Raw genomic sequence first — 18,703 nt, forward strand, 5'->3', positions numbered from 1 at the left:
AGACGAATCAGCGGCCGACGCTGCTCACCGGCCCCCGGGCCATCTCCGGCTCCCGATCGGGCCCCCGCAGAGCGACTCCGGCGACGTACCAGCCGTTCTCGACCGCTTCCATGCCGGCCCCGGCGGTGCCGAAGTAGCGCTGGATCGTCTCGAACTCCGGGAGCGTGCTGCCGTCGATCCGCTGCCTCCGCACGCTCCCCTCCTTGCCGTCGCCGAGGATCGCGTTGAGCAACTGGCCGGTGAGGCTCTTCGACTTGGGCATCTCGCCGCGGCGGAGCATCTCGTAGGCGGGACGGACGGTCCGATCGGTCCGTCCGAACGACCGCAGCGCGATCGACCCGGGAAACAGCCGCGCCACCTCCGCCGCCACGATCGTGTAGTCGGCCGAGCCGGCGAGCGACGATTCGTCGCCCGACGTCGCCAGCACGCGCTCGAGGAAGTCGCGGTGCGAGGCGATCAGCAGGTGGCCCTTGGCGACGGTCACGGCCGAGTGGGGAAGCAGTTTCTCCTCGCGCTCGCGGACACGGCGGCGGCCGCGCGAATCGTCGTCTTCGTCGTCGGCATGCCGACGGGCCAACCCCGGGGTCTCGATCTCGAGCTGCGGGATCGCGTCGGTGTGATCGATCTGTTCCCAGATCACGTGTCCCTCGAACTCCACTTTCCGCATGTCACGATCGGTCGACATGCTCTTGGCGACGGCCTTGCGCACGCTCTCCTCGTCGGTCGCCTCGATGGCGATCACGAGCCGCTCGCTGTCGGTGTCGATCGGCGTCGCGTAGTCGCTGACCACCGAGACGCGTTGGCCGAGGCAGTTGACCAATTCCGACTCGACGTCGATCTGCGGCCCGTCCGGATCCTCCTTGAGCGAGGCGATGACGTCGTCGAACACGCCCTTCTCGCCGACGACGTCGTCGACGAGCGATTCAGCCGACCGGAACGCCGCCCGCATGTCCCACTGCAACGCCATCCAACTGCCCACCTCGCGCGGCACCCAGGCGGGCGGCTCGACGGAGGCGGCGTTGGGAAACTCGAGCATCCGGGCCGCGAGGTTGAAGCGATCGGGGGAGAAGGGTTTCCGCCCCGGCAGCGGCGGCGCGTAGATCAAGGTGTGGTGTCGGAGCTGGTACTGGCCGTCGTCGAACAGGGCCACGCCGCCGAGGCCGCGGACGGCGTCGAACCCCTGCCGGCCGAGGATCGTCACGTAGTCCGGGCCCTTTTTCTTCTCGCGCGGCGGGTTGGCGCCCTGGTACGCCTTGGCGAACCCGAGTGGATCGACGAACCAGCGGAGCGGTGCCGAACCGGCCGCAACCTTCGACCCGCAGCGCTCGGCGACGGCCTGGTAGGCGGGAAGCGAGGCGAGGTTGTCGGCCCGCCCCTCGGCCAACGTGCCGGCGGTCTGGGCGACCACGGCCGGATGGTCACCGACCACCAGGGCGTGAGGCAACTGGACGATCGCGACCTTCCGCGGGCGGTCGGGGCGGTCGCGCGGGTCGGCCGCGAGCTGGAACACGTGGACCACCGCCCCCTCCGCGGTCACCGCCACTGCCGGGAGCCGGGTGGCCTTCTGCTCGTCGAGCCGGGCGACGACGCGCTCGATGATCGCCGTGGTCTGATCCTCGTGACCGGTGGTATCGACGAGGAGAACGGTCGCCAGCACGCCGGGCTGCGGCTCGATGGCGGCGAAGGCCAATTCGCCACCGGGGATGGTCTCCAGATCCTCGAGCGAAAGCCCGAGCCGTGCCAGCCGCTGTGAACCGGCATCGCGGATCTGTCCGCGGAGGCTCTCGACGAACGGCTTCATCGCCGGATCCTTGGTCAATTGGCCGTATTCGGTGCGGTCGAACGCCGCCGAAAGGCCGTGGACGTCCGGCATGCTGCACCACAGCCGGGTCGTCGCCGGGAACACCTGTTCGCTGGCTGGGAAGGCCCCGGCCGCAGCCAAGGCGGACCAACCGGCGACGCCCGCCGCGAGCACCATCGCCTTCGCGGCGTGGCAGAGGGGCGGCAGCCATCCACGTTGCGTCCGGTGAACGCCGACCGCCCGCGTCCCTCTTCCCGTGCCCATCACCTCACCGGCGACGCTGGTTCCGTGCACGACGCTTCCTCCTGGGGACTGCGAAGACCGTGTTGACGTTGGTCGGACACCGCACCGGTGCACTTCGTCGCGCCTGGCGACCGTCACGCCGACTTCCTTCGGCAGCGCCGATGAAGCGGTCGCAGACGTCCCCGGACAGCGCGGGTGACGAGGTGATTCCTGTTACTATCGAACGGCGCCACCGTGTTTCTCGACACACCCTTGCCAGGATCCCTTGTTCTCCGTTCCGCCCGCCTCCCTCACGGTGATTCAGGCAGCCTTGGCGGTCCCGGCGAGGTGGAGAGTGTCGCAGGTGAGGCGGAAAGCCTCAACACCGTTCGAACGCCGCAAGCCCCGGATACCGCGCGGCCGATCGGCCCTCGTCCCACGTGACTCCAGAGCCCGCCGCCGCCGACGCGATCGTCCGGCGGGTGACCGCGTTGAGGCCGGTCAGCATCATCCCTGCCGCGAGCCCCAGAGCCAGCGCCAGCGCCGTCTCGCCCCTTCCCACCCCCCCGGCGCCGCCATTTCCCCAACGCCCCCAAACTGCCGTCAGCGCGAGGGCGATCGCCAGCGTCGTCACGGTCGCCAACGACCACGCCGCCGCGGCGAGCTGCACGCGATCCCCGGCGGCCAGTGCGATCGCCACGCACATCGGCCAGACGACCACCGCCGTATGCCAGGCCACGATCCGCACGGCCGTCGAGGGCCCCACCAGCGCGGAGCGCCGGATCGCGTCGTCGCCGTCGGCGAGGGCGCCGAGACACGCCGGTGGCGCCGCCAACGCGACCAGCCAGGTCCCGCCGACCAGCGCCGCGACCGTCGCCGACGGCAGGAGAAACAGCCCCCCGACCATCGTCGCCAAGCCGGAGACCATCGCTGCTGAAAGGAGCATGGAGCGCAGCCGCGTCGTCGCGGGGCAGGGCCCGGGAGGCCTGCCCAGGCTCCACGGCAGGGGATCGAACAGCCACCCGCCTCGGTCTCCCGCGAGGCGCGTCGCCACCACCACCAATCCCGCCGCGCCCACGGCCACGACGCCGCCGACGCGCGGGTCGCCGGCGACCGCCGCCGCGGCGGCGGCGAGGCCGCCGACGAGGGCCGTCGCCACCAGCGCCGCCGTCGTGGCGTCGGCGGCCGAGGCATCGTGGCGCAGTCGCCCGATCAGCGCCACGGCGGCGGCCAGTCCGGCGAGCGAGGCGGCGACGAAGGTGGCATCGCCGGCCAAGGCGGCGCCGCCCACGAGCGCGATCGCGGGCCACGCCGCGCGGGCCGCGATCCAGACCGCGCCGGCGGTCGTCCCCACCGCGGCGCACGCCACCACCCCGCCGATGATCGCGGCGACGCCGCCTGTCCAGGGCGACGGCACCGGCACCAGCGGAGCGGCGCAGCCGACGGCCGCGGCGAGCCAGCAGGCCGGCTGGCGTGCCGCCCAGCGGAGGCTGACGATGACCACGGCCAAGCGGGCACTCGCCACTGACTGCAAGGCCTTCCCAGGAGGCCAGTGGGCGCCCACGCCCCGGGTGGATCTCAATCGCACGAGCGCGGCCGCACGCGGCCCTGCACCCGGCCGGGCAGGCCGAGGATCCGGAGGAAGCCCTCGGCGTCGGTCTGGTCGTAGGAGCCGCCCCCCTCCATCGACGCGATCGCGGCGTCGTACAGGCTCACGGGGCTCGTCCGGCTCTTCACCAGGACGTTGCCCTTGTACAGGGCCAGCTCGATGCTGCCGGTCACCGGACGCTGCGCTTCGCGGATGAACGCCAACAGGGCGTCCATCTTCGGCGCGTACCAAAATCCGTAATACACCATCTCGGCGATCTCGGGGGACAGCCGGTCGCGGAGGTGGACGAGGTCGCGGTCGAGCGTCATCTGCTCCACGAGCCGATGCGCCTCGTAAAGCAGCGTCATCCCCGGCGCCTCGTAGACACCGCGGCTCTTCATGCCGACGAGCCGGTTCTCGAGAACGTCGATCCGGCCGACGCCGTTGCGGCCGCCGATGCGGTTGAGCTCGAGGACGATCTCGTGGGGGGCCAGCGACCGCCCGTTGACCGCCACGGGCACGCCCGCGGTGAAGTCGATCCGAACCGTCTCCGGGGTCTCGGGGGCGTGCTGCGGTGCGACCGTCATCCCGAAGTCGACCAGCGCGTAGCCGTCGGTGGAGAGCTCCTCGAGCAAGCCGGCTTCGTAGCTGGTGTGGAGGCAGTTCTCGTCCGACGAATAGGGCTTTCCCTTCGACGCCTTGACGGGGATCCCCCGCGCCTCGCAGAACTCGATCAGCTCGGTGCGCCCGGGGAACAGATCGCGGAATTCCCGGATCCGCCACGGCGCCAGGACCTTGATCGCCGGATCGAGCGCCTCGGCGGCGAGTTGGAAGCGGCACTGGTCGTTGCCCTTGCCGGTCGCCCCGTGGGCGAAGACGGTCGCCCCCTCGCGATGGGCGATGGCGACACACTCCTTGGCGATCAGCGGCCGGGCGATCGAGGTGCCGAGCAGGTAGGTGCCCTCGTACCGCGCCTGCCACTGGAGCACGGGAAAGGCGAAGTCGCGGCACAGTTCCTCGCGGACGTCGACGGCCTCGGCCTTGACCGCGCCGCAGCGGCGCGCCTTGTCGAGGATCGCGTCGCGGTCCTCGCAGGGCTGGCCGAGGTCGACGTACACCGCGACGACGTCGTAGCCGCGCTCGATCAGCCAGCCGAGGATCACCGAGGTGTCGAGCCCCCCGGAGTAGGCCAGCACGCACTTCGTCTTCGCCGCCACGTCGTCCTCCTCGTCGTCAGGCTGCCGGCAGGTCGGCGATCACACGCCGGCCGGTTCCGGTCCGCAGGCCCCAACGATACCGTCCCCGGCGACGTCCGCGAACCGATCACGACGGTGAACCGGTACGGGCCGGCGGGCCGACGTCCGCTCGGCCCCGTCAGACCTCGTGGACGACGGCCATGTCGTGGCCGCTCCGGGCGAAGCCGCTGCTGCTGACCAGCACGATCCGATCGCCGGGGGAGAGCCGGCCCGCGGCCCGCCCCCAGGCGGTGACCTGGGAAACGATCGCGCCGACGTCGTCCCCCTCGATGGCCAGCGGCGTCACCCCCCAGTACAGCGCCATCTGGCGGAGGCTCGCCAGGTTGTCGCTGACGCCGAGCGTGGGCACGCCGCCCCGGCGCTTCGAGCGCGCCAGCGCCGACAGTCCGGTGCGAGTGGCCACGACCACCAGGCGGGCGCCCAGCTGCGCGGCGATCCGCCCGGCGCCGTCAACCACCGCCTGCGTGATCGGGTGGAGCCCATCGACGAGTTTCTCGGGAGGGGGCACGATCTCGCCGATCACCCCCGGCACCGCGGCCAGCCCCTGCTCGATCACGCGCTTCCGGTCGTCGAGGTACAGCTCCTCGGTCGCCCGCGCGATGCGCCGCATCATCTTCACGGCGAGGTGCGGGTGGTCGCCGATCGCGGTCTCGCCCGAGAGCATGCAGGCATCGGCGCCATCGAGGATCGCGTTGGCGACGTCGGTCGCCTCGGCCCGCGTCGGCCGCCGCGACTTGTGCATGCTGTCGAGCATCTGCGTGGCGACGATCACCGGCTTCTGGTAGCGCTGGCAGGTGCGGATGATCCGCTTCTGCATCATCGGCATCGTCGCGACGTCGATCTCCACGCCGAGGTCGCCCCGCGCCACCATCACGCCATCGGCGGCGTCGACGATCGCCTCGAGGTCGTCGAGGGCCTCGAGCTTTTCGATCTTGGCGATCACGCGGGCCACCGAGCCGCGGGTCCGGAGCAGTTCCTTGAGAAGCCGGACCTCGACGGCCGTGCGCACGAACGACAGGCTGACGAAGTCCGCCCCCGCGCCCGCCGCCCACTCGGCATGCTGCCAATCGGCCGGCGACAGCGCCGCCACCGAGAGGCGCACGCCAGGGAGGTTGACCCCCTGGCGGCTGCGCACCGTCCCTCCCTGGACGACCCGGCAGACCGCGGCGTCGGCGCTGCGCTCCTCGACGAGGAGGCTGATCGTGCCGTCGGCGAGCATCACCGAATCCCCCTTGGACAGCTCGTCGACGAGCTGCGGGTAGGTGGTGACGAATTCGTCGGGGCGCGTGCTGCTCGTGCCGCTTACGAAGCGGATCAGGCTCCCCTCGGCACACTCGACGGCGCCACCCGGGAGTTCGCCGAGGCGGATCTTCGGGCCGGCCAAATCGACGAGCACGCCGATCGGCCGGCCCGCCTCGTCGGCGATCCGGCGGATCGCGGCCAGCGCCGCGGCGTGCTCGTCGGGCGTGCCGTGCGCCATGTTGAGGCGGAACACGTCCACCGCGGCGTCGATCAGACCGCGGATCCCCTCGTCGGAGCGCGACGCGGGGCCGAGCGTGGCGACGACCTTCGTACGGACGGGATCGGCCGCGCCAGGCGCGGCGGCGGCGGGGGCCGTCATGGTGGCTCCGAGGGCAGGCGGGGGAAAAACCGCCGCCAATGTACACCGTGCGCGGGTTCACCGACCGCTACACTCCCCCCATGGGCACGTCGTGGCGCGGCCGGCGGGTGATCGTGGCGGGGGGAACCACCGGGTTCGGTGTCGCGCTGGCGCGGCGGTTGCTCGCCGTCGGTTGCCGGGTGCTCGTCGTCGGCCGTTCCTCGGGGAGCGTGCGCGACGGCCTCGAGCGGATCGAAGCTCCGCGCGCCGGTGGCGCGGCGTCGCGCGTCCGCGGAGTGGCGGCCGATCTCGCGCGGCCCGGCGAAGGGGGGCGCGTCGTCGGCGAGGCACTCCGCCACTGGGACGGGGTCGACGACCTGTTTTTCTGCGTCGGACGGTCCGGGCGGGCGCGGATCCTCACGACGCCCCCGGCAGCGCTCGCTGCGGCGGTCGAGGCAAACCTCCTGACCGCCGTCGAGCTCACGCAGGCCGTCGCCGACGACGTCGCCGCCGCGTCGGGGCACCTCGTGTTCGTGGGGAGCCTGGCCGGAAAGCTGGTCACGCCCTGGATGGGACCGTACTGCGTCGGGAAGGCGGCGCTGGCGGCCTGGGTCGATGCCCTGCGGCTCGAGGTCGCCCCGCGCGGTGCCCACGTGCTCCTCGTCTCACCAGGTCCGATCCGCCGTGAGTCGACGGCCGCCACGGCCGCCGATCCCCAGCCGGGCCGCTACGCAGACGACGTCGCCGATGGCGGTCTTCCGGACGCTGCCGCCCGCCCGGGTGGCGGCGCTGCGGTCAAGGCGATCGATCCCGACTGGCTCGCCGGCCGGATCCTCGCCGCCTGCGATCGGCGAACGGCGGAACTGGTGGTCCCTGCCAAGGCCGCGCTCCTGGCCGGTCTCGTCGAGTGGTTTCCCGACGCCGGCCGGCGCCTGCTCGGCCGGTTCGCGCCTCCCGGCTGATGGCGGCGAAAACCTGCATTTACACCGGGGCCCCGGCGCGCGCACAGTGCCTTCATCCTGGTAGGTCTTCCGATGGCCGCAACCTTCGTCTCGTACGCTCAGAACTTCGAAGACGTCATGCTGTCGCGCGCCCTCCGCGGCGTCGACGGCGGGTTCTGGATCGACGTCGGCGCCGACGACCCCGACACGCTGTCGGTGACCCGCGCCTTCGCCGAGCGAGGCTGGCGCGGGATCAACGTCGAGCCGCTTCCCGATCGCCACGCCCGGTTCGTCGCCCGCCGTCCGCGCGACACCAACGCCTGCGTGCTCGTCGGCAGCGCGCCGGGGAAGCGGCGCTTCTGGCGGTTCGGCACCGTCGACAGCGGCTGCTCGACCATGGATGCCATCGTCGCCGCCCGCCACGTCCGCGCCGGGCGCCGGCCGACCGCCGAGTGGGACGTGGACGTGACCACGGTCGACGCCCTGTGCGACCGCCATGCGCCGCCAGACATCCATTTCCTCAAGGTCGACGTCGAGGGGGCCGAGGAGGAGGTATTCGCCGGAATGGCGCTGGACCATCACCGGCCTTGGATCATCGTCGCCGAGAGCGTCGTGCCCGGCAGCCAGGATCCGAGCCACGCCGTGTGGGAGCCGCTGCTCACGGGACGCGGCTACTCGTTCGTCTACGGTGACGGCCTCAACCGCTTTTATCTCGCTGCGGAGCACGACGACCTCCGCACCGCCTTTGCCACGCCGCCCAACGTGTTCGACGGTTTCCGTCTGTCAGGCTGCCGGCACCAGGTCGGCATGGCAGGAAGAGGCAAGGGCTGGTGGCGGTGGCTCGGGCGCCGATCGGCGTGAGCAGGCGGCGCGCGGTGCGACGCACCGAACCGAACGCCGCGACGCCATGGACCTCGCGGCAACCAACGAGGTGATCATGGCACGTGGACACCGTGAGGCGTTCGAAGGGATCGCGCGGATCCGCTACGAGGGGCCCGCGAGCCGCAACCCGCTCGCCTTCCGCCACTACGACGCCACGGCCCTCGTCGAGGGCAAGCCGATGCGCGAGCACCTCCGCTTCGCCGTCGCCTGGTGGCACGCCTTCCGCGGCACGGGAAGCGATCCGTTCGGCGCCCCGACGATGCGCCGCCCCTGGGAGACCAAAGGCGACACCCTCGACGCCGCCCTCGACCGGGTCGCCGTCGGTTTCGAGTTCATGGAGAAGCTCGGGGTCGGCTTCTACTGCTTCCACGACCGCGACGTCGCGCCCGAGGGGGCGTCGCTGGCCGACAGCAACCGCAACCTCGACCGGGTCGCCGCCCGCCTCCGCGAGCACCAGCAGCGCACGGGGATCCGCCTCCTCTGGGGCACCGCCAACCTGTTCTCCCACCCGCGCTACGTGCACGGCGCCGCCACCAGCTGCAACGCCGAGGTGTTCGCGTTCGCCGCCGCCCAGGTCAAGAAGGCGATCGAGGTCACGCACGAGCTGGGGGGCCTGGGCTACGTCTTCTGGGGCGGCCGCGAGGGCTACCAGAGCCTGTGGAACACCGACATGAAGCGCGAGCTCGACAACCTCGCCCGGTTCATGCACATGGCGGTCGACCACGCCCGCGCGATCGGGTTCACCGGGCAGTTCTACTTCGAACCCAAACCGCGTGAGCCGACCAAGCACCAATACGACTTCGACTGCGCGACGTGCATCAACTTCCTCCGCGCCTACGGTCTCGACAAGCACGTGAAGATGAACATCGAGACCAACCATGCCACGCTCGCCGGTCACGAGATGCAGCACGAGCTGGAATACGCCGGGCTGCAGGGCTTCCTCGGCTCGATCGACGCCAACACCGGCGATCCGCTCGTCGGCTGGGACACCGACCAGTTCCCGACCGACATCTACCTGACGACGCGGATCATGCACGTGATCCTCAAGTACGGCGGCCTCGCCCCGGGGGGGATCAACTTCGACGCCAAGGTCCGCCGTGAGAGCTTCGAGCCGGTCGACCTGTTCCACGCCCACATCGGCGGGATGGACGCCTTCGCGCGCGGGCTGAAGATCGCGGCGGCGATCCGCGCCGACGGCCGGCTGGCGGGGCTCGTCGCCGAGCGCTATGCGAGCTGGTCGGGGGATCTCGGCCGGCGGATCGAGGCCGGGAGCGAGAGCTTCGCCAGCCTCGAGCGGCTGATGCTCGACAAGGGCGACGCCACGCCCTGCACGAGCGGCCGGCAGGAGCTGTTCGAGAACGTCGTCAACGATTACCTGTGATGTCGTGACGCGGCGACCGCCAGAGGCACCGTCAGGCCTCGCGTCGCAGACCGAGACGGCGGACCAAGCCGCCCGCTTGGCGGCGGAACCCGTACCAAGCGGATTCGGCGGCGATAGCCAGACGGTTGGCGACAGGAACACGATGGAACGCGCGCGCCACCGAGCGTCGCGTGCCGAAGGGCGCGGACCGCGGATTGGGGACAAAACCATCGGCAGTCATCAGCCAGTCAGCGGCGAGCATGCTCGACAGTCCGCCCCCCCCGACAGCAACCTGGCACAAGGCAAACTCACGGTCGTTTACCGCACGGATCGGTGACAGAACGTTGGTTGTCGTGTATTTCGTCTCGAAAAACGACCGTTCTTCGTGCTCTTGATGAATGTCGATTACCCTCCGACCGCAGTCGATCAACGGCAGCCCCGTACACGCCGCCTTTTGGATCAGCCAGTTATCCATTTTGCCAGCTCCCACGAGGAATCGCGGGACGCAGCCGAAGCTGCCCTTGGTATAGATAAAGTAGTCGATGGCATGCTCGTTCGACCACCAGCCCTCGGTCTGCATACGCGTCTTGAGGGCCGCGGCAGTCCGCGGATCGTCAAAGTCGAGCACTTCTTCTACTTTGAGGTTGCACCGCTCGCCGACGAGACAAAACCGCTGAAATCGCCGCTTGACCTGCTCGATCGGCTGGAGCATATCAAGCATGATGTTGTCGCCGTTGATGAAGCAAAGGATGTCATTGACGGCCCGCGACTCTGCCGCGGCAAATAATCCGCCGACGTATGGCCGATCGAAACGCTCGTCGTACGGAATGTCGCGCACCCATTCGACGCCAAGCTCGTCACAGACGGCTCCGACGGCATCCTCGCGGTCAAGGATGATCACCTGGGCCCCTGGAATCGCCCGTTTCCAACTGGCGATCGCGTTCCGTTGCAGGATGTCGAACAACCCGACGAAAGTTCGAACCGGGGCAAAAAAAGTGATCATCTTCAGGCTCCAACGGGGCCGGCTGCGACGGCTGAAGCGCGATCGAAAAAGCGAAGCCGCCCGTACCGACACGGGACGGCGACACGGGATCATCCCAGGGTCATCCGACCGCACAGATCGTGGACGAAACGGCGCCGACCGTCGAGACACTTATCCTCGCACGGTGCCGGACACGGAAGGCTTCGCTTCACCGCCGCGCCCGCCGTACCCGACGGGGATCCCCTGTTTCCAGGTGTCCATGTGGCGCGACTCGGCCATGTAGCCGTCACCGGGGATCGGTTTGGAACCATGGCTGAACGAGCTCACGGTGAGCGCAGCGGCGTTCCCGGACTCGACTTCCTTGCCAAACTCACCCTCGATCCACGCATAGGTCTTGGCAAGCCCATCACGGAGCGAAGTCGACGGCTCCCAGGCGAGATACTTCCGAATTTTCGTGTTGTCGCTGTTGCGACCGGCGACCCCGCGCGGTGCATCGAGTTTGTAGTGCCGCTTCAGTTTCACCCCGCCGATCGTCTCGGCGATGTCGACCAATTGATTGATCGACACCAATTCGCTGGAACCCAGGTTGATCGGCTCGTAGATGTCGGAGTCCATGATCCTCCTGATCCCGAGCACGCAGTCGTCGATGTACATGAACGAGCGCGTCTGATTGCCGTCGCCCCAGATCTCGATCTCGTGCTTCCCGCTCGCCTTCGCGGCGATCACCTTGCGGCAGATCGCCGCCGGAGCCTTCTCACGCCCCCCCTGCCACGTGCCATGAGGTCCGTAGACATTGTGGAACCGAGCGACACGGGCCTGGATGCCGTAGTCCTCGCGGAAGTGCCGGCACATCCGTTCGCTGAACAGTTTTTCCCACCCGTAGCCATCCTCGGGGAGCGCTGGATACGCATCGGGCTCGCTCAAGGCAGTGATGTCCGGATTGACCTGCTTCTCGGCGTTGTAGACGCACGCCGAGGAACTGAAGAAGAACCGGGGTACCGCGGCTTCCTGCGCGGCCAGCAACATGTGGGTGTTGGTGAGCACGCTGAGCATGCAGAGTGCCTTGTTGTTTTCGATGAACCCCATACCCCCCATGTCGGCGGCGAGTTGGAAGACCTCCGCTCCGTCGCGCACGGCGCGCCGGCAGACCGAAAAATCACGGCAATCGCCGTCCACCGGACCAGCCAGGTTTTCGACGTCGGGAAACACCTGATACCAGTCGTCGATCGGCTTGATGTCCACCGCCCGCACGGGACGACCTGCACGGCGCAGGGCGGCAACCAGGTGCCCGCCGATGAACCCGCCGGCTCCGGTGACGACGCTGATTCGACTGCTGGCTGCCATGACGAGAAGATTCCCCCTGAGAAAACGTGAAGTTGAACTGACGCGACCGGCGGCAACCGCCGATCCGCCGGCAGGCGTGGGGCGCCGAGGATGGCGGTCGCAGCGATCAGCCGTGACGGCCACCCAGCCACCGCCGGATAATTACAGCACAAAAAAAACGGCTGGAAAGCCCCCGCATGTCCGGCTCCCTTGCGGATGAGGGGGGGACCTGGAACAGAACCGCGGCACCGGCCACACTACCTTCCCGACGATTTCCCGACCGCCGCTGTCGGTGGGTCGGGACCGTGCCGGCGGTGCAGGCGACGGTGAACCGCGCCGGCCCACATTGGTGCCGACGCGCGGAGGCGATCGGCAGCGAGTCGTCCACGACGGCCGACTCACACCCGAGAGGACACCATGGGCTTCCACCAGACGAAGGCACACCGCAGCGGCAAGGGCTCGCACCACCAGATCGGCCTGGTGCGCGGCCAGTTCGGTGACATCCCCGAGGATGCGTGGCTCGACTTCATCGCCCAGGCCGGGTTCGACGGCTGGGAGGAGGCGTCGTGGGAGCTCGACCTCGCCCAGTGCGACACCGACTCCGGCGCCGCCGCCTATGCCAAGAGCCGGGTCGAGAAGGCGCGGTCGCGCGGCCTCGAGGTGTTTTCCGTCGCCACGCACCTCCAGGGGCAGGCGCTGGGCGACGAGCCCTCCGCCAAGACGTTGCAATTCATCGGTGGCGACGCCGTCGAGGCCTACGTCGCTTGGCGGAAGAAGGGCAACCAGCCGCCGCGGACCGATCCCTACTTCGTGCCCGACGAGGTCGGCAAGGCGATCCACGACAAGGCGCGCACCGACCTGATCCGGGCCGTCCGCCTCGCCCACCATCTCGGTAAGCTCCAGGACCGGCACGTCGCCGTGCCCGGCTTCGTCGGCTCGCCGGCGCACTGCTGGAGCCACTGGTTCGAGTTCCCGCCGCGGCCGAAGTCGATCGGCGGGTGCCCGATCCCCGAGGTCCTCGAGGTCAGCCTCGAGCTGCTCGTCGAGCGCTTCGCCCCGGTGTTCGACGCCTGCCGGAAGTACGGCGTGACGTTCGATCTCGAGTGCCACCCCGGCGAGCGCGCGATGGGCGACATCGAGAGCGCCGGCGACTACGTCCGCTTCCTCGAGAAGGCGGGCTACGGCCGCGACGTGGTCGGCTTCAACCTCGACCCCAGCCACATGGTCTGGCAGGGGGTGTGCCCGATCCAGTTCGTCCGCGAATATGCCGACTGGATCCATTCGGCCCACATCAAGGGGGTCCAGGTGATCGACGGCACGACCCGCGCCGGCCGCCTCGGCGGCCACCGGCCGATGGGGAGCAAGCTGCTCGGCTGGAACTTCGTCACCGCCGGCAGCCGGCGCGACGCGGTCAACGTCGAGGAGTTGATCGTCGAGCTCAACCGCGCCGGCTACTCCGGCGCGATCAACATCGAGTGGGAGGACAACGACGCCGAGAAGAAGGCCGGGGCGGTGGCCGCCCTCCGCGCCGTCCGCGCGGGCGACCTGCCCCCCGCCACCGGCCGGCACGACGACACGCTCAAGGCTTGATGGGCGGGCATGACGGGTGGAAGCGTCGTAAGGCGAGCGCGACGACAGCCTCAACTCGGGCTCTGCAGAGGGGGCCGCCCCCCGCGCCTCTGCCCTCGCATCGACCCGCACGACATGGCGACGGGCCGATGCGAGGGCGACGGCGGAGGGGCTCGCGGGTCCCGTGAATGGGGCAGCCAGGCCGGGGCGGCGGCGTCTGGCTCGTGGCGATGCTCTTGGCCGGTGTCGGCGGGCGTCGACGCTCTCAGAGCGGCCCAGTGAACTTGGGGCCGGACGGCTCCGCGGCGGCGGGGCGTGCGGCAGCAGGTCGAGAGGCGGCCGTCAGGCGTGCTCGAGCGTCTCGATCGCGTTGACGTGGATCAGCGCCGCGTGGATGACGCGATCCTCCTCCGGATAGGTCACGATCACCTTCGACTTCGTGATCGCGACACACTCGGGATGGCGGATCTCGTGGGCCTCGCCGTTCGAAAGACGGATCACGAACGGCTCGAACGGCTCGCGGCGGATGAATTCACGGATCGATTCCATCGTCATGCCCTGGCCCTCCGGAAACTGGACTGGTGTTCATCATGGCCCGGGCCCCGGCGGCTGTCAACGGCGGTCCCACCGTTCAGCGCCAGCCCGCGGCGGAGAAGTCGAAAGCCTCGTTCTCGCCGCGGCGCCAGCTGACGCCGTCGGGCCGCACCGCCAGCCACCACTCCTGCGTCTCGCGGTCGGGCACGCGCCGCTTGAACGCCGCCGGCGTGAGCAGCGCCACGCAGATGCCCTCTTCGGGATCGCGGACCGAGCGGTAGCGGAGCGCCTCGACGCCCGCCGTGCGGGCGACGCGTGCCAGCGCCTGCGTGCCGGCGTAGTCGCTGCGGTGGGCCCACACCGCCGCGTCGCGGTCGAACGGCGCCCGGCGCAGGTCGACGACGTGCGTCGCCACCTGCACGCGAAACGCCGTCATCGCCACCGGGTCGACACGCGACAGCGCCGGCGCGTCGGTGAGGAACCGCCACCGCCAGTAGCCGACTTCGGCGCAACTGGTGCGCACCTCGCCGGCTCCGTAAAACACGCCGGGGTCGGACGGTCCGCGAAACCGCGATCCGTGGGGTGACGGCGGATAGCGGAACGGCGTCGCCAGCAGGTAATGGAGCTTCTCGGCCCCCGCCGGCCGCGGCGGCTTCGCCTCCTCGACGAGCTCCTCGAGCAGCGCCTGCTCGGCAGCGCCGTCGACGAGCTTCATCGTCGAGGCGAAGCGCTGCGATTCGATCATGCGGACCAATGCCCCCGCGAACGGCCGTCGTTCAGACGACAGCGCGGTGGGCGTCCAGGTAGTGGACGACACGGACCAGTCCCTCCGTCGTCTGCACGAGGTCGAGCGGAATCCCGCCGAGGGCCGGATGGCTCCCCGTGAGCCAGGCCCGCGCCGCCTCGTCGGTACCGACGATCGAATCGAGCGACCGGTAGAGGCGGACGAAGAGCAGGGCCAACTCCCACTCCTTCGTCCCCTCTTCGAGCTCGTAGCCGCCGGCATACATCCGCGACAGCGTCGGCTGGCTGCGTCCGACGACCCGGGCGAGCACCGCCCGCGGCACCTCGAGGCGCTCCCCGGCCCGGAGAAACGCCTTGGTGAGCACCGCCTCGCGGCGCGGGGCGGCGGCGCCGCGGCGGGCCGCCTGCCGGCCGGCGGCGGGGCGGGAGCGGGCGGAGGGGGTCATGGGGTGGTTCCTTTCCACGGAAATGATATCATGTTTTCGTTTCCAGGGAAATCATCCCCCCGCGGGGCTCCACCGATGCCGATGCGCCGTCGCCGTCCGCGCCGCCGGTCGCTGGCCGCCGAGGCGACCTACGTCTGCGATTCCTGCGGCGAGGAGATCGTCGTCCCGCTCGATCCGACCGAGGGGGAGCGGCAGGAATACGTCGAGGACTGCCCGGTCTGCTGCCATCCGATGGTCCTCCGCGTCGAGTTCGACGCCACCGGCGACGCGTCGATCGACGGCGCGCACGAGTAGGGCCGGGCGATCACTCGCGGCGATTGCCGGCAGGGACCCGGGTACGAGAGCGACGTAGACTCGACGTCGGAGGAGGGCAGACGATGGTGACCGATGTCTCGCAGTTGCCGATCCGCTTCGATCGCGAGCGCGTGGCCGAATTCTGCCGGGAGAAAGGCATCGCCCGGCTGAGTGTCTTCGGGTCCGCGGTGCGCGACGACTTCAACCCGGCAACGAGCGACATCGACGTGCTCGCTGACTTCAAGCCCGGCGCGACTCGCGGCATCGGATTCAGATTCTTCGGCTATGGTGACGAGCTCGCCGCAATCCTCGGTCGCAAGGTGGACTTCTGCTCGCAACTCGACCCCCACCTCGAGCCTGTCGTTCGCCGCGAGGCCGTGACGATCTACGAGGAGCCATGACCCGCCGCGACCCTCGCATGACGTTGCATCAGATTCGCGACGCTGCCGAAAAGGCGCGTGCACTCTGTGCCGGCCACTCGCTCGAATCGCTGCTTGCCGACTGGAAGGCGACAGCAGCGCTCGAGCGATTCATCGAAATCATCGGCGAAGGTGTCAAACGCTTGCCGGTTGAGATCACCGCGATGCACCGTGACATTCCCTGGAGGGAAATCGCTGGAACCCGGGATCACCTCGCTCATGGTTACGACATCGTGGACCATCGCGTCTTGTGGGATGCGGTCTTGATCGATCTTCCTCCGTTGATAGCGAAGATCGACGAACTTCTGTCGTAAGGAATCGACCTCGACTCTCGCCGCCGTTTCAGCTCGTGTCGACTGGTCTCGAAGTATCCGGCCGCTGCGGCTCATACCCGTGTGTACGAAGTGACCGGCGTGGCGAACGGCCGGCCTCCCCGACGGATGGGAATGCGCCCGATGCCCCCTCGCCGTGCCGCCGCCGTGATCGCGGTCGACGGCATCGAGATCGCCATCGTCAGGCGGCGGATGCGGCGGCTGCGGCTGGTCGTGCTCCCCCCGGACGGGCGCGTCGTCCTGTCGGCGCCCCCGTGGGTGCCACGCCGCGAGCTGGTCGCGTTTGCCACGTCCAAGGCCGACTGGATCCGGGTGCACCAGGCACGCGTCCGCGCGCTTCCCGCACCGCCGCGCGTCGAGTATCTCGACGGCGAGGTCCATCCGGTGTGGGGCCGCGACTACCCCCTGGCCGTGGTCGGCCTGGCCACCGCAGGCGGTGTCGCCGGTCGCCGCCGGGTCAGCGTCGCTCTCGACGGCGGTCGGCTGGTGCTCACGGTGCCCGCAGCGGCCGACCTCCCCAGCCGCGCCCGGGCAGTCGCGGCCTGGTACCGTGCCGAGGCGGCTCGGGCGATCGGCCCGCTGGTCGCCGCCTGGCAGGGACCGCTCGGGGTGGAAGTGGCCGCGTGGAGCGTGCGACGCATGGCGACGCGGTGGGGAAGCTGCACGCCGCGCACGAGGCGGCTCCGCTTCAACTCCGAGCTGGCAAAACGTCGGCCGGAGCTGCTGGAATACGTCGTCGTCCACGAGATGGCGCACCTCATCGAGCCATCTCACAACCAGCGTTTCAAATCGCTCCTCACGGCGCACATGCCCGACTGGCATGCCCGCCATGCCGAGCTCGCCGCGCGACCGATCGGACGGCACGGTGACGGCGACTGACAGTGGGGGAGTGGGGGAGTGGATGACCTCGAGCCCCTCACTCCACCTCGAGCCGGTAGGCGCCGTCGTCGCCGACGACGATCTTCACCAGCGGCGGCCCCGACGGATTCACGACCTGCGCCGCCCGCTCGTCGATCTGGTCATATTCCACGACCTCGCCACCTGCCCGCGTGATCAGCTTCCTCAGCTCGGCCGGGTCCTTGTCGGCCGCGAGCACGTGCACCGAGCCGTCGGCGAATGCCGCCAGGGCCGCGCGGACCGCTCCGGTGTCGATCGCGCCCAAGCCGGCCGGCCTGCCGATGCCGGGAAACGCGTCGGCGAAGACGATGTCTTCCGGCTTCGTCCACGGGATCGACCGCTCCGCCGGCACGGTGGCAAACGCGATCGTATTGCTCGTGCCGTCGGTCACGTCCTGGAAAAACCGCTGGCGGCCGCGCGAGAGGCAGCCGGGGAAATCGTCTTTCGACGTCATCCGCACGCCGTCGGGCGAGAAGAGCGCGTCGGCGCCGACGAGTGCGGCATAGCCTGTCGCCGGATCGTCGGCCTTCCGCGACGGGTCGCGGTAGACGTCGATGATCTTCGCCGCGAGCTTGATGTTGGTCGTTGAATCCCACGGCGACGAGAAGTCGTATTGCCGGTAGAGATTCTCCTGCTCCAGGTAGGGCAGCAGCAGGACGCGCCACGAGTGCCACGGCTTGCCGTCGGGGCCGAAGACGACCGCCGGGGGAAACGCTCGGTATGCATCGGCATAGTTGTGGAACGCCAGGCAGATCATCTTGAGGTTGTTCATCGACCGCCGCGCCCTCGCGGCAGCACCGGCGCGATCGGCCGCCGGATTCCGCGGCCCATTTTCCGCCGCTCGCTTCACCACGTCGGGCAGCGCGCGAATCACCTTCGTGGGCACCGCAGCGGGGCCCCCTGCCGTGAGGTCGCCGGCGAACGGCCGGCCGAGCAGCGCGGGGCCTGTGGCGACCCATTCGGAGGCAGCACGGGGAAACGTGACCCGCGCCCGCCCGCCGTCGAGCACCTCGGCCACCTCGACGCGCACGGCATGGTCGAGGCCGTCACCGCCCGCAGCGGCCATGAACAGCAGCGCCGGCCCCTCGGTCACGGCGAGAAACCCCGGTCCGTCGGCCAACTGCAGCGGCTCGACGACCGCCTCGCCGCGCCCTTGGTCGACCGACGTGATCCGATGCGGCGGCTCGGGCGTGAACCGTGGATAGCTCATCACGACGCGCTCGTCAGCACGTGCCCAGAAGGTGGCCAATGAGACGACGAGTGCGGCACATACGGCCGCGGATCGATTCGAGACGTGGCACATGGCACGAGCCCCCAGGACGACATCACGGTCGGAGCGGCCCGCTGCCACGCGCTGGCGATCCCACTCGCGGTCATCATCGTCACCGCTCGTCCGGCAGGCAACCGGCGCCGGCGCCCGCGGCGGGGCGCGCGGTGGTCCTTCATTCGTAGATCGGGAAAAACGTGTTGAACGCCCGTTCGCAGAACACCCCCGGGTCGTTGAACCGCTGGC

General features: G+C 69.8%; 18 protein-coding genes. 8 read left to right on the plus strand and 10 right to left on the minus strand.

Features of this window, described 5'->3' with window-relative positions; genetic code table 11:
- Positions 1-7 precede the first annotated feature (7 nt).
- The 4 genes from FJ309_07885 to pyk form a co-directional block, all read right to left on the minus strand.
- Positions 8-2,095, minus strand: coding sequence for a hypothetical protein (locus tag FJ309_07885; GenBank protein MBM3954519.1), 2,088 nt, complete (start codon positions 2,093-2,095; stop codon positions 8-10).
- Positions 2,096-2,402: 307 nt separating this feature from the next.
- Entirely contained in the window at positions 2,403-3,533 is a 1,131-nt protein-coding gene (locus FJ309_07890) for a hypothetical protein (protein ID MBM3954520.1), read from the minus strand.
- A gap of 68 nt (positions 3,534-3,601) precedes the next feature.
- Positions 3,602-4,828, minus strand: a complete 1,227-nt coding sequence (locus FJ309_07895) for an argininosuccinate synthase (protein ID MBM3954521.1) — start codon at positions 4,826-4,828, stop codon at positions 3,602-3,604.
- A 157-nt stretch (positions 4,829-4,985) separates the two neighbouring features.
- Positions 4,986-6,488: a pyruvate kinase gene (pyk, locus tag FJ309_07900; GenBank protein ID MBM3954522.1), complete on the minus strand. Its 1,503-nt coding sequence runs from the start codon at positions 6,486-6,488 to the stop codon at positions 4,986-4,988.
- A gap of 38 nt (positions 6,489-6,526) precedes the next feature.
- Here pyk and FJ309_07905 point away from each other — a divergent pair, with 38 nt between their 5' ends.
- The 3 genes from FJ309_07905 to xylA all read left to right on the plus strand — a co-directional run bounded on the left by FJ309_07905 (position 6,527) and on the right by xylA (position 9,671).
- Positions 6,527-7,429 (plus strand): SDR family NAD(P)-dependent oxidoreductase, encoded by a 903-nt coding sequence (locus tag FJ309_07905; protein MBM3954523.1) that lies wholly within the window; start codon positions 6,527-6,529, stop codon positions 7,427-7,429.
- A 72-nt stretch (positions 7,430-7,501) separates the two neighbouring features.
- A complete protein-coding gene (locus FJ309_07910) occupies positions 7,502-8,269 on the plus strand; it encodes an FkbM family methyltransferase (protein MBM3954524.1) in 768 nt (255 codons plus the stop codon).
- 76 nt (positions 8,270-8,345) lie between these two features.
- Positions 8,346-9,671, plus strand: a complete 1,326-nt coding sequence (gene xylA, locus FJ309_07915; protein MBM3954525.1) for a xylose isomerase — start codon at positions 8,346-8,348, stop codon at positions 9,669-9,671.
- A 31-nt stretch (positions 9,672-9,702) separates the two neighbouring features.
- Here xylA and FJ309_07920 read toward each other — a convergent pair whose 3' ends face one another.
- The gene (locus FJ309_07920; GenBank protein MBM3954526.1) at positions 9,703-10,653 is read right to left on the minus strand and encodes a hypothetical protein; all 951 of its coding nucleotides are present in this window, start codon (positions 10,651-10,653) and stop codon (positions 9,703-9,705) included.
- 150 nt (positions 10,654-10,803) lie between these two features.
- Positions 10,804-11,976 carry an NAD-dependent epimerase/dehydratase family protein gene (locus FJ309_07925; protein MBM3954527.1) on the minus strand — a complete coding sequence of 391 codons (1,173 nt, stop codon included), beginning with the start codon at positions 11,974-11,976 and terminating at the stop codon, positions 10,804-10,806.
- A 396-nt stretch (positions 11,977-12,372) separates the two neighbouring features.
- Here FJ309_07925 and FJ309_07930 point away from each other — a divergent pair, with 396 nt between their 5' ends.
- A complete protein-coding gene (locus FJ309_07930) occupies positions 12,373-13,545 on the plus strand; it encodes a sugar phosphate isomerase/epimerase (protein ID MBM3954528.1) in 1,173 nt (390 codons plus the stop codon).
- A gap of 321 nt (positions 13,546-13,866) precedes the next feature.
- Here FJ309_07930 and FJ309_07935 read toward each other — a convergent pair whose 3' ends face one another.
- The 3 genes from FJ309_07935 to FJ309_07945 form a co-directional block, all read right to left on the minus strand.
- Entirely contained in the window at positions 13,867-14,079 is a 213-nt protein-coding gene (locus FJ309_07935) for a hypothetical protein (GenBank protein MBM3954529.1), read from the minus strand.
- A 76-nt stretch (positions 14,080-14,155) separates the two neighbouring features.
- Positions 14,156-14,875, minus strand: a complete 720-nt coding sequence (locus tag FJ309_07940; protein ID MBM3954530.1) for an RES domain-containing protein — start codon at positions 14,873-14,875, stop codon at positions 14,156-14,158.
- On the minus strand, positions 14,835-15,248 hold the full coding sequence (locus tag FJ309_07945; GenBank protein MBM3954531.1) for a DUF2384 domain-containing protein: 414 nt from the start codon (positions 15,246-15,248) through the stop codon (positions 14,835-14,837). Before FJ309_07945 ends, FJ309_07940 begins: the two co-directional genes overlap by 41 nt.
- 30 nt (positions 15,249-15,278) lie before the next feature.
- Between FJ309_07945 and FJ309_07950 the strand changes: the two genes are divergently transcribed.
- The 4 genes from FJ309_07950 (at position 15,279) to FJ309_07965 (ending at position 17,172) form a co-directional block, all read left to right on the plus strand.
- Positions 15,279-15,542, plus strand: a complete 264-nt coding sequence (locus FJ309_07950) for a CPXCG motif-containing cysteine-rich protein (protein MBM3954532.1) — start codon at positions 15,279-15,281, stop codon at positions 15,540-15,542.
- A gap of 83 nt (positions 15,543-15,625) precedes the next feature.
- Positions 15,626-15,943, plus strand: a complete 318-nt coding sequence (locus FJ309_07955; protein MBM3954533.1) for a nucleotidyltransferase — start codon at positions 15,626-15,628, stop codon at positions 15,941-15,943.
- Positions 15,940-16,275, plus strand: coding sequence for a DUF86 domain-containing protein (locus FJ309_07960; protein ID MBM3954534.1), 336 nt, complete (start codon positions 15,940-15,942; stop codon positions 16,273-16,275). Before FJ309_07955 ends, FJ309_07960 begins: the two co-directional genes overlap by 4 nt.
- Before the next feature lie 126 nt (positions 16,276-16,401).
- The gene (locus tag FJ309_07965) at positions 16,402-17,172 is read left to right on the plus strand and encodes a M48 family metallopeptidase (protein MBM3954535.1); all 771 of its coding nucleotides are present in this window, start codon (positions 16,402-16,404) and stop codon (positions 17,170-17,172) included.
- Between the two features lie 37 nt (positions 17,173-17,209).
- Here FJ309_07965 and FJ309_07970 read toward each other — a convergent pair whose 3' ends face one another.
- Positions 17,210-18,493, minus strand: a complete 1,284-nt coding sequence (locus FJ309_07970) for a DUF1559 domain-containing protein (protein MBM3954536.1) — start codon at positions 18,491-18,493, stop codon at positions 17,210-17,212.
- Between the last annotated feature and the right edge of the window lie 210 nt (positions 18,494-18,703).

This window comes from Planctomycetota bacterium (assembly GCA_016872555.1).
Lineage (GTDB): Bacteria > Planctomycetota > Planctomycetia > Pirellulales > UBA1268 > F1-20-MAGs016.

Bases quoted from the DNA above. Each gene is read 5' to 3' on its own strand.
- FJ309_07970 (MBM3954536.1), bottom strand. From the start codon at position 18,493: ATGTGCCACGTCTCGAATCGATCCGCGGCCGTATGTGCCGCACTCGTC.
- FJ309_07955 (MBM3954533.1), top strand. From the start codon at position 15,626: ATGGTGACCGATGTCTCGCAGTTGCCGATCCGCTTCGATCGCGAGCGC.
- FJ309_07950 (MBM3954532.1), top strand. From the start codon at position 15,279: ATGTTTTCGTTTCCAGGGAAATCATCCCCCCGCGGGGCTCCACCGATG.
- FJ309_07960 (MBM3954534.1), top strand. From the start codon at position 15,940: ATGACCCGCCGCGACCCTCGCATGACGTTGCATCAGATTCGCGACGCT.
- FJ309_07925 (MBM3954527.1), bottom strand. From the start codon at position 11,976: ATGGCAGCCAGCAGTCGAATCAGCGTCGTCACCGGAGCCGGCGGGTTC.
- xylA (MBM3954525.1), top strand. From the start codon at position 8,346: ATGGCACGTGGACACCGTGAGGCGTTCGAAGGGATCGCGCGGATCCGC.
- FJ309_07935 (MBM3954529.1), bottom strand. From the start codon at position 14,079: ATGACGATGGAATCGATCCGTGAATTCATCCGCCGCGAGCCGTTCGAG.
- FJ309_07930 (MBM3954528.1), top strand. From the start codon at position 12,373: ATGGGCTTCCACCAGACGAAGGCACACCGCAGCGGCAAGGGCTCGCAC.
- FJ309_07910 (MBM3954524.1), top strand. From the start codon at position 7,502: ATGGCCGCAACCTTCGTCTCGTACGCTCAGAACTTCGAAGACGTCATG.
- FJ309_07945 (MBM3954531.1), bottom strand. From the start codon at position 15,248: ATGACCCCCTCCGCCCGCTCCCGCCCCGCCGCCGGCCGGCAGGCGGCC.
- FJ309_07905 (MBM3954523.1), top strand. From the start codon at position 6,527: ATGTACACCGTGCGCGGGTTCACCGACCGCTACACTCCCCCCATGGGC.
- FJ309_07965 (MBM3954535.1), top strand. From the start codon at position 16,402: ATGGGAATGCGCCCGATGCCCCCTCGCCGTGCCGCCGCCGTGATCGCG.
- pyk (MBM3954522.1), bottom strand. From the start codon at position 6,488: ATGACGGCCCCCGCCGCCGCCGCGCCTGGCGCGGCCGATCCCGTCCGT.
- FJ309_07920 (MBM3954526.1), bottom strand. From the start codon at position 10,653: ATGATCACTTTTTTTGCCCCGGTTCGAACTTTCGTCGGGTTGTTCGAC.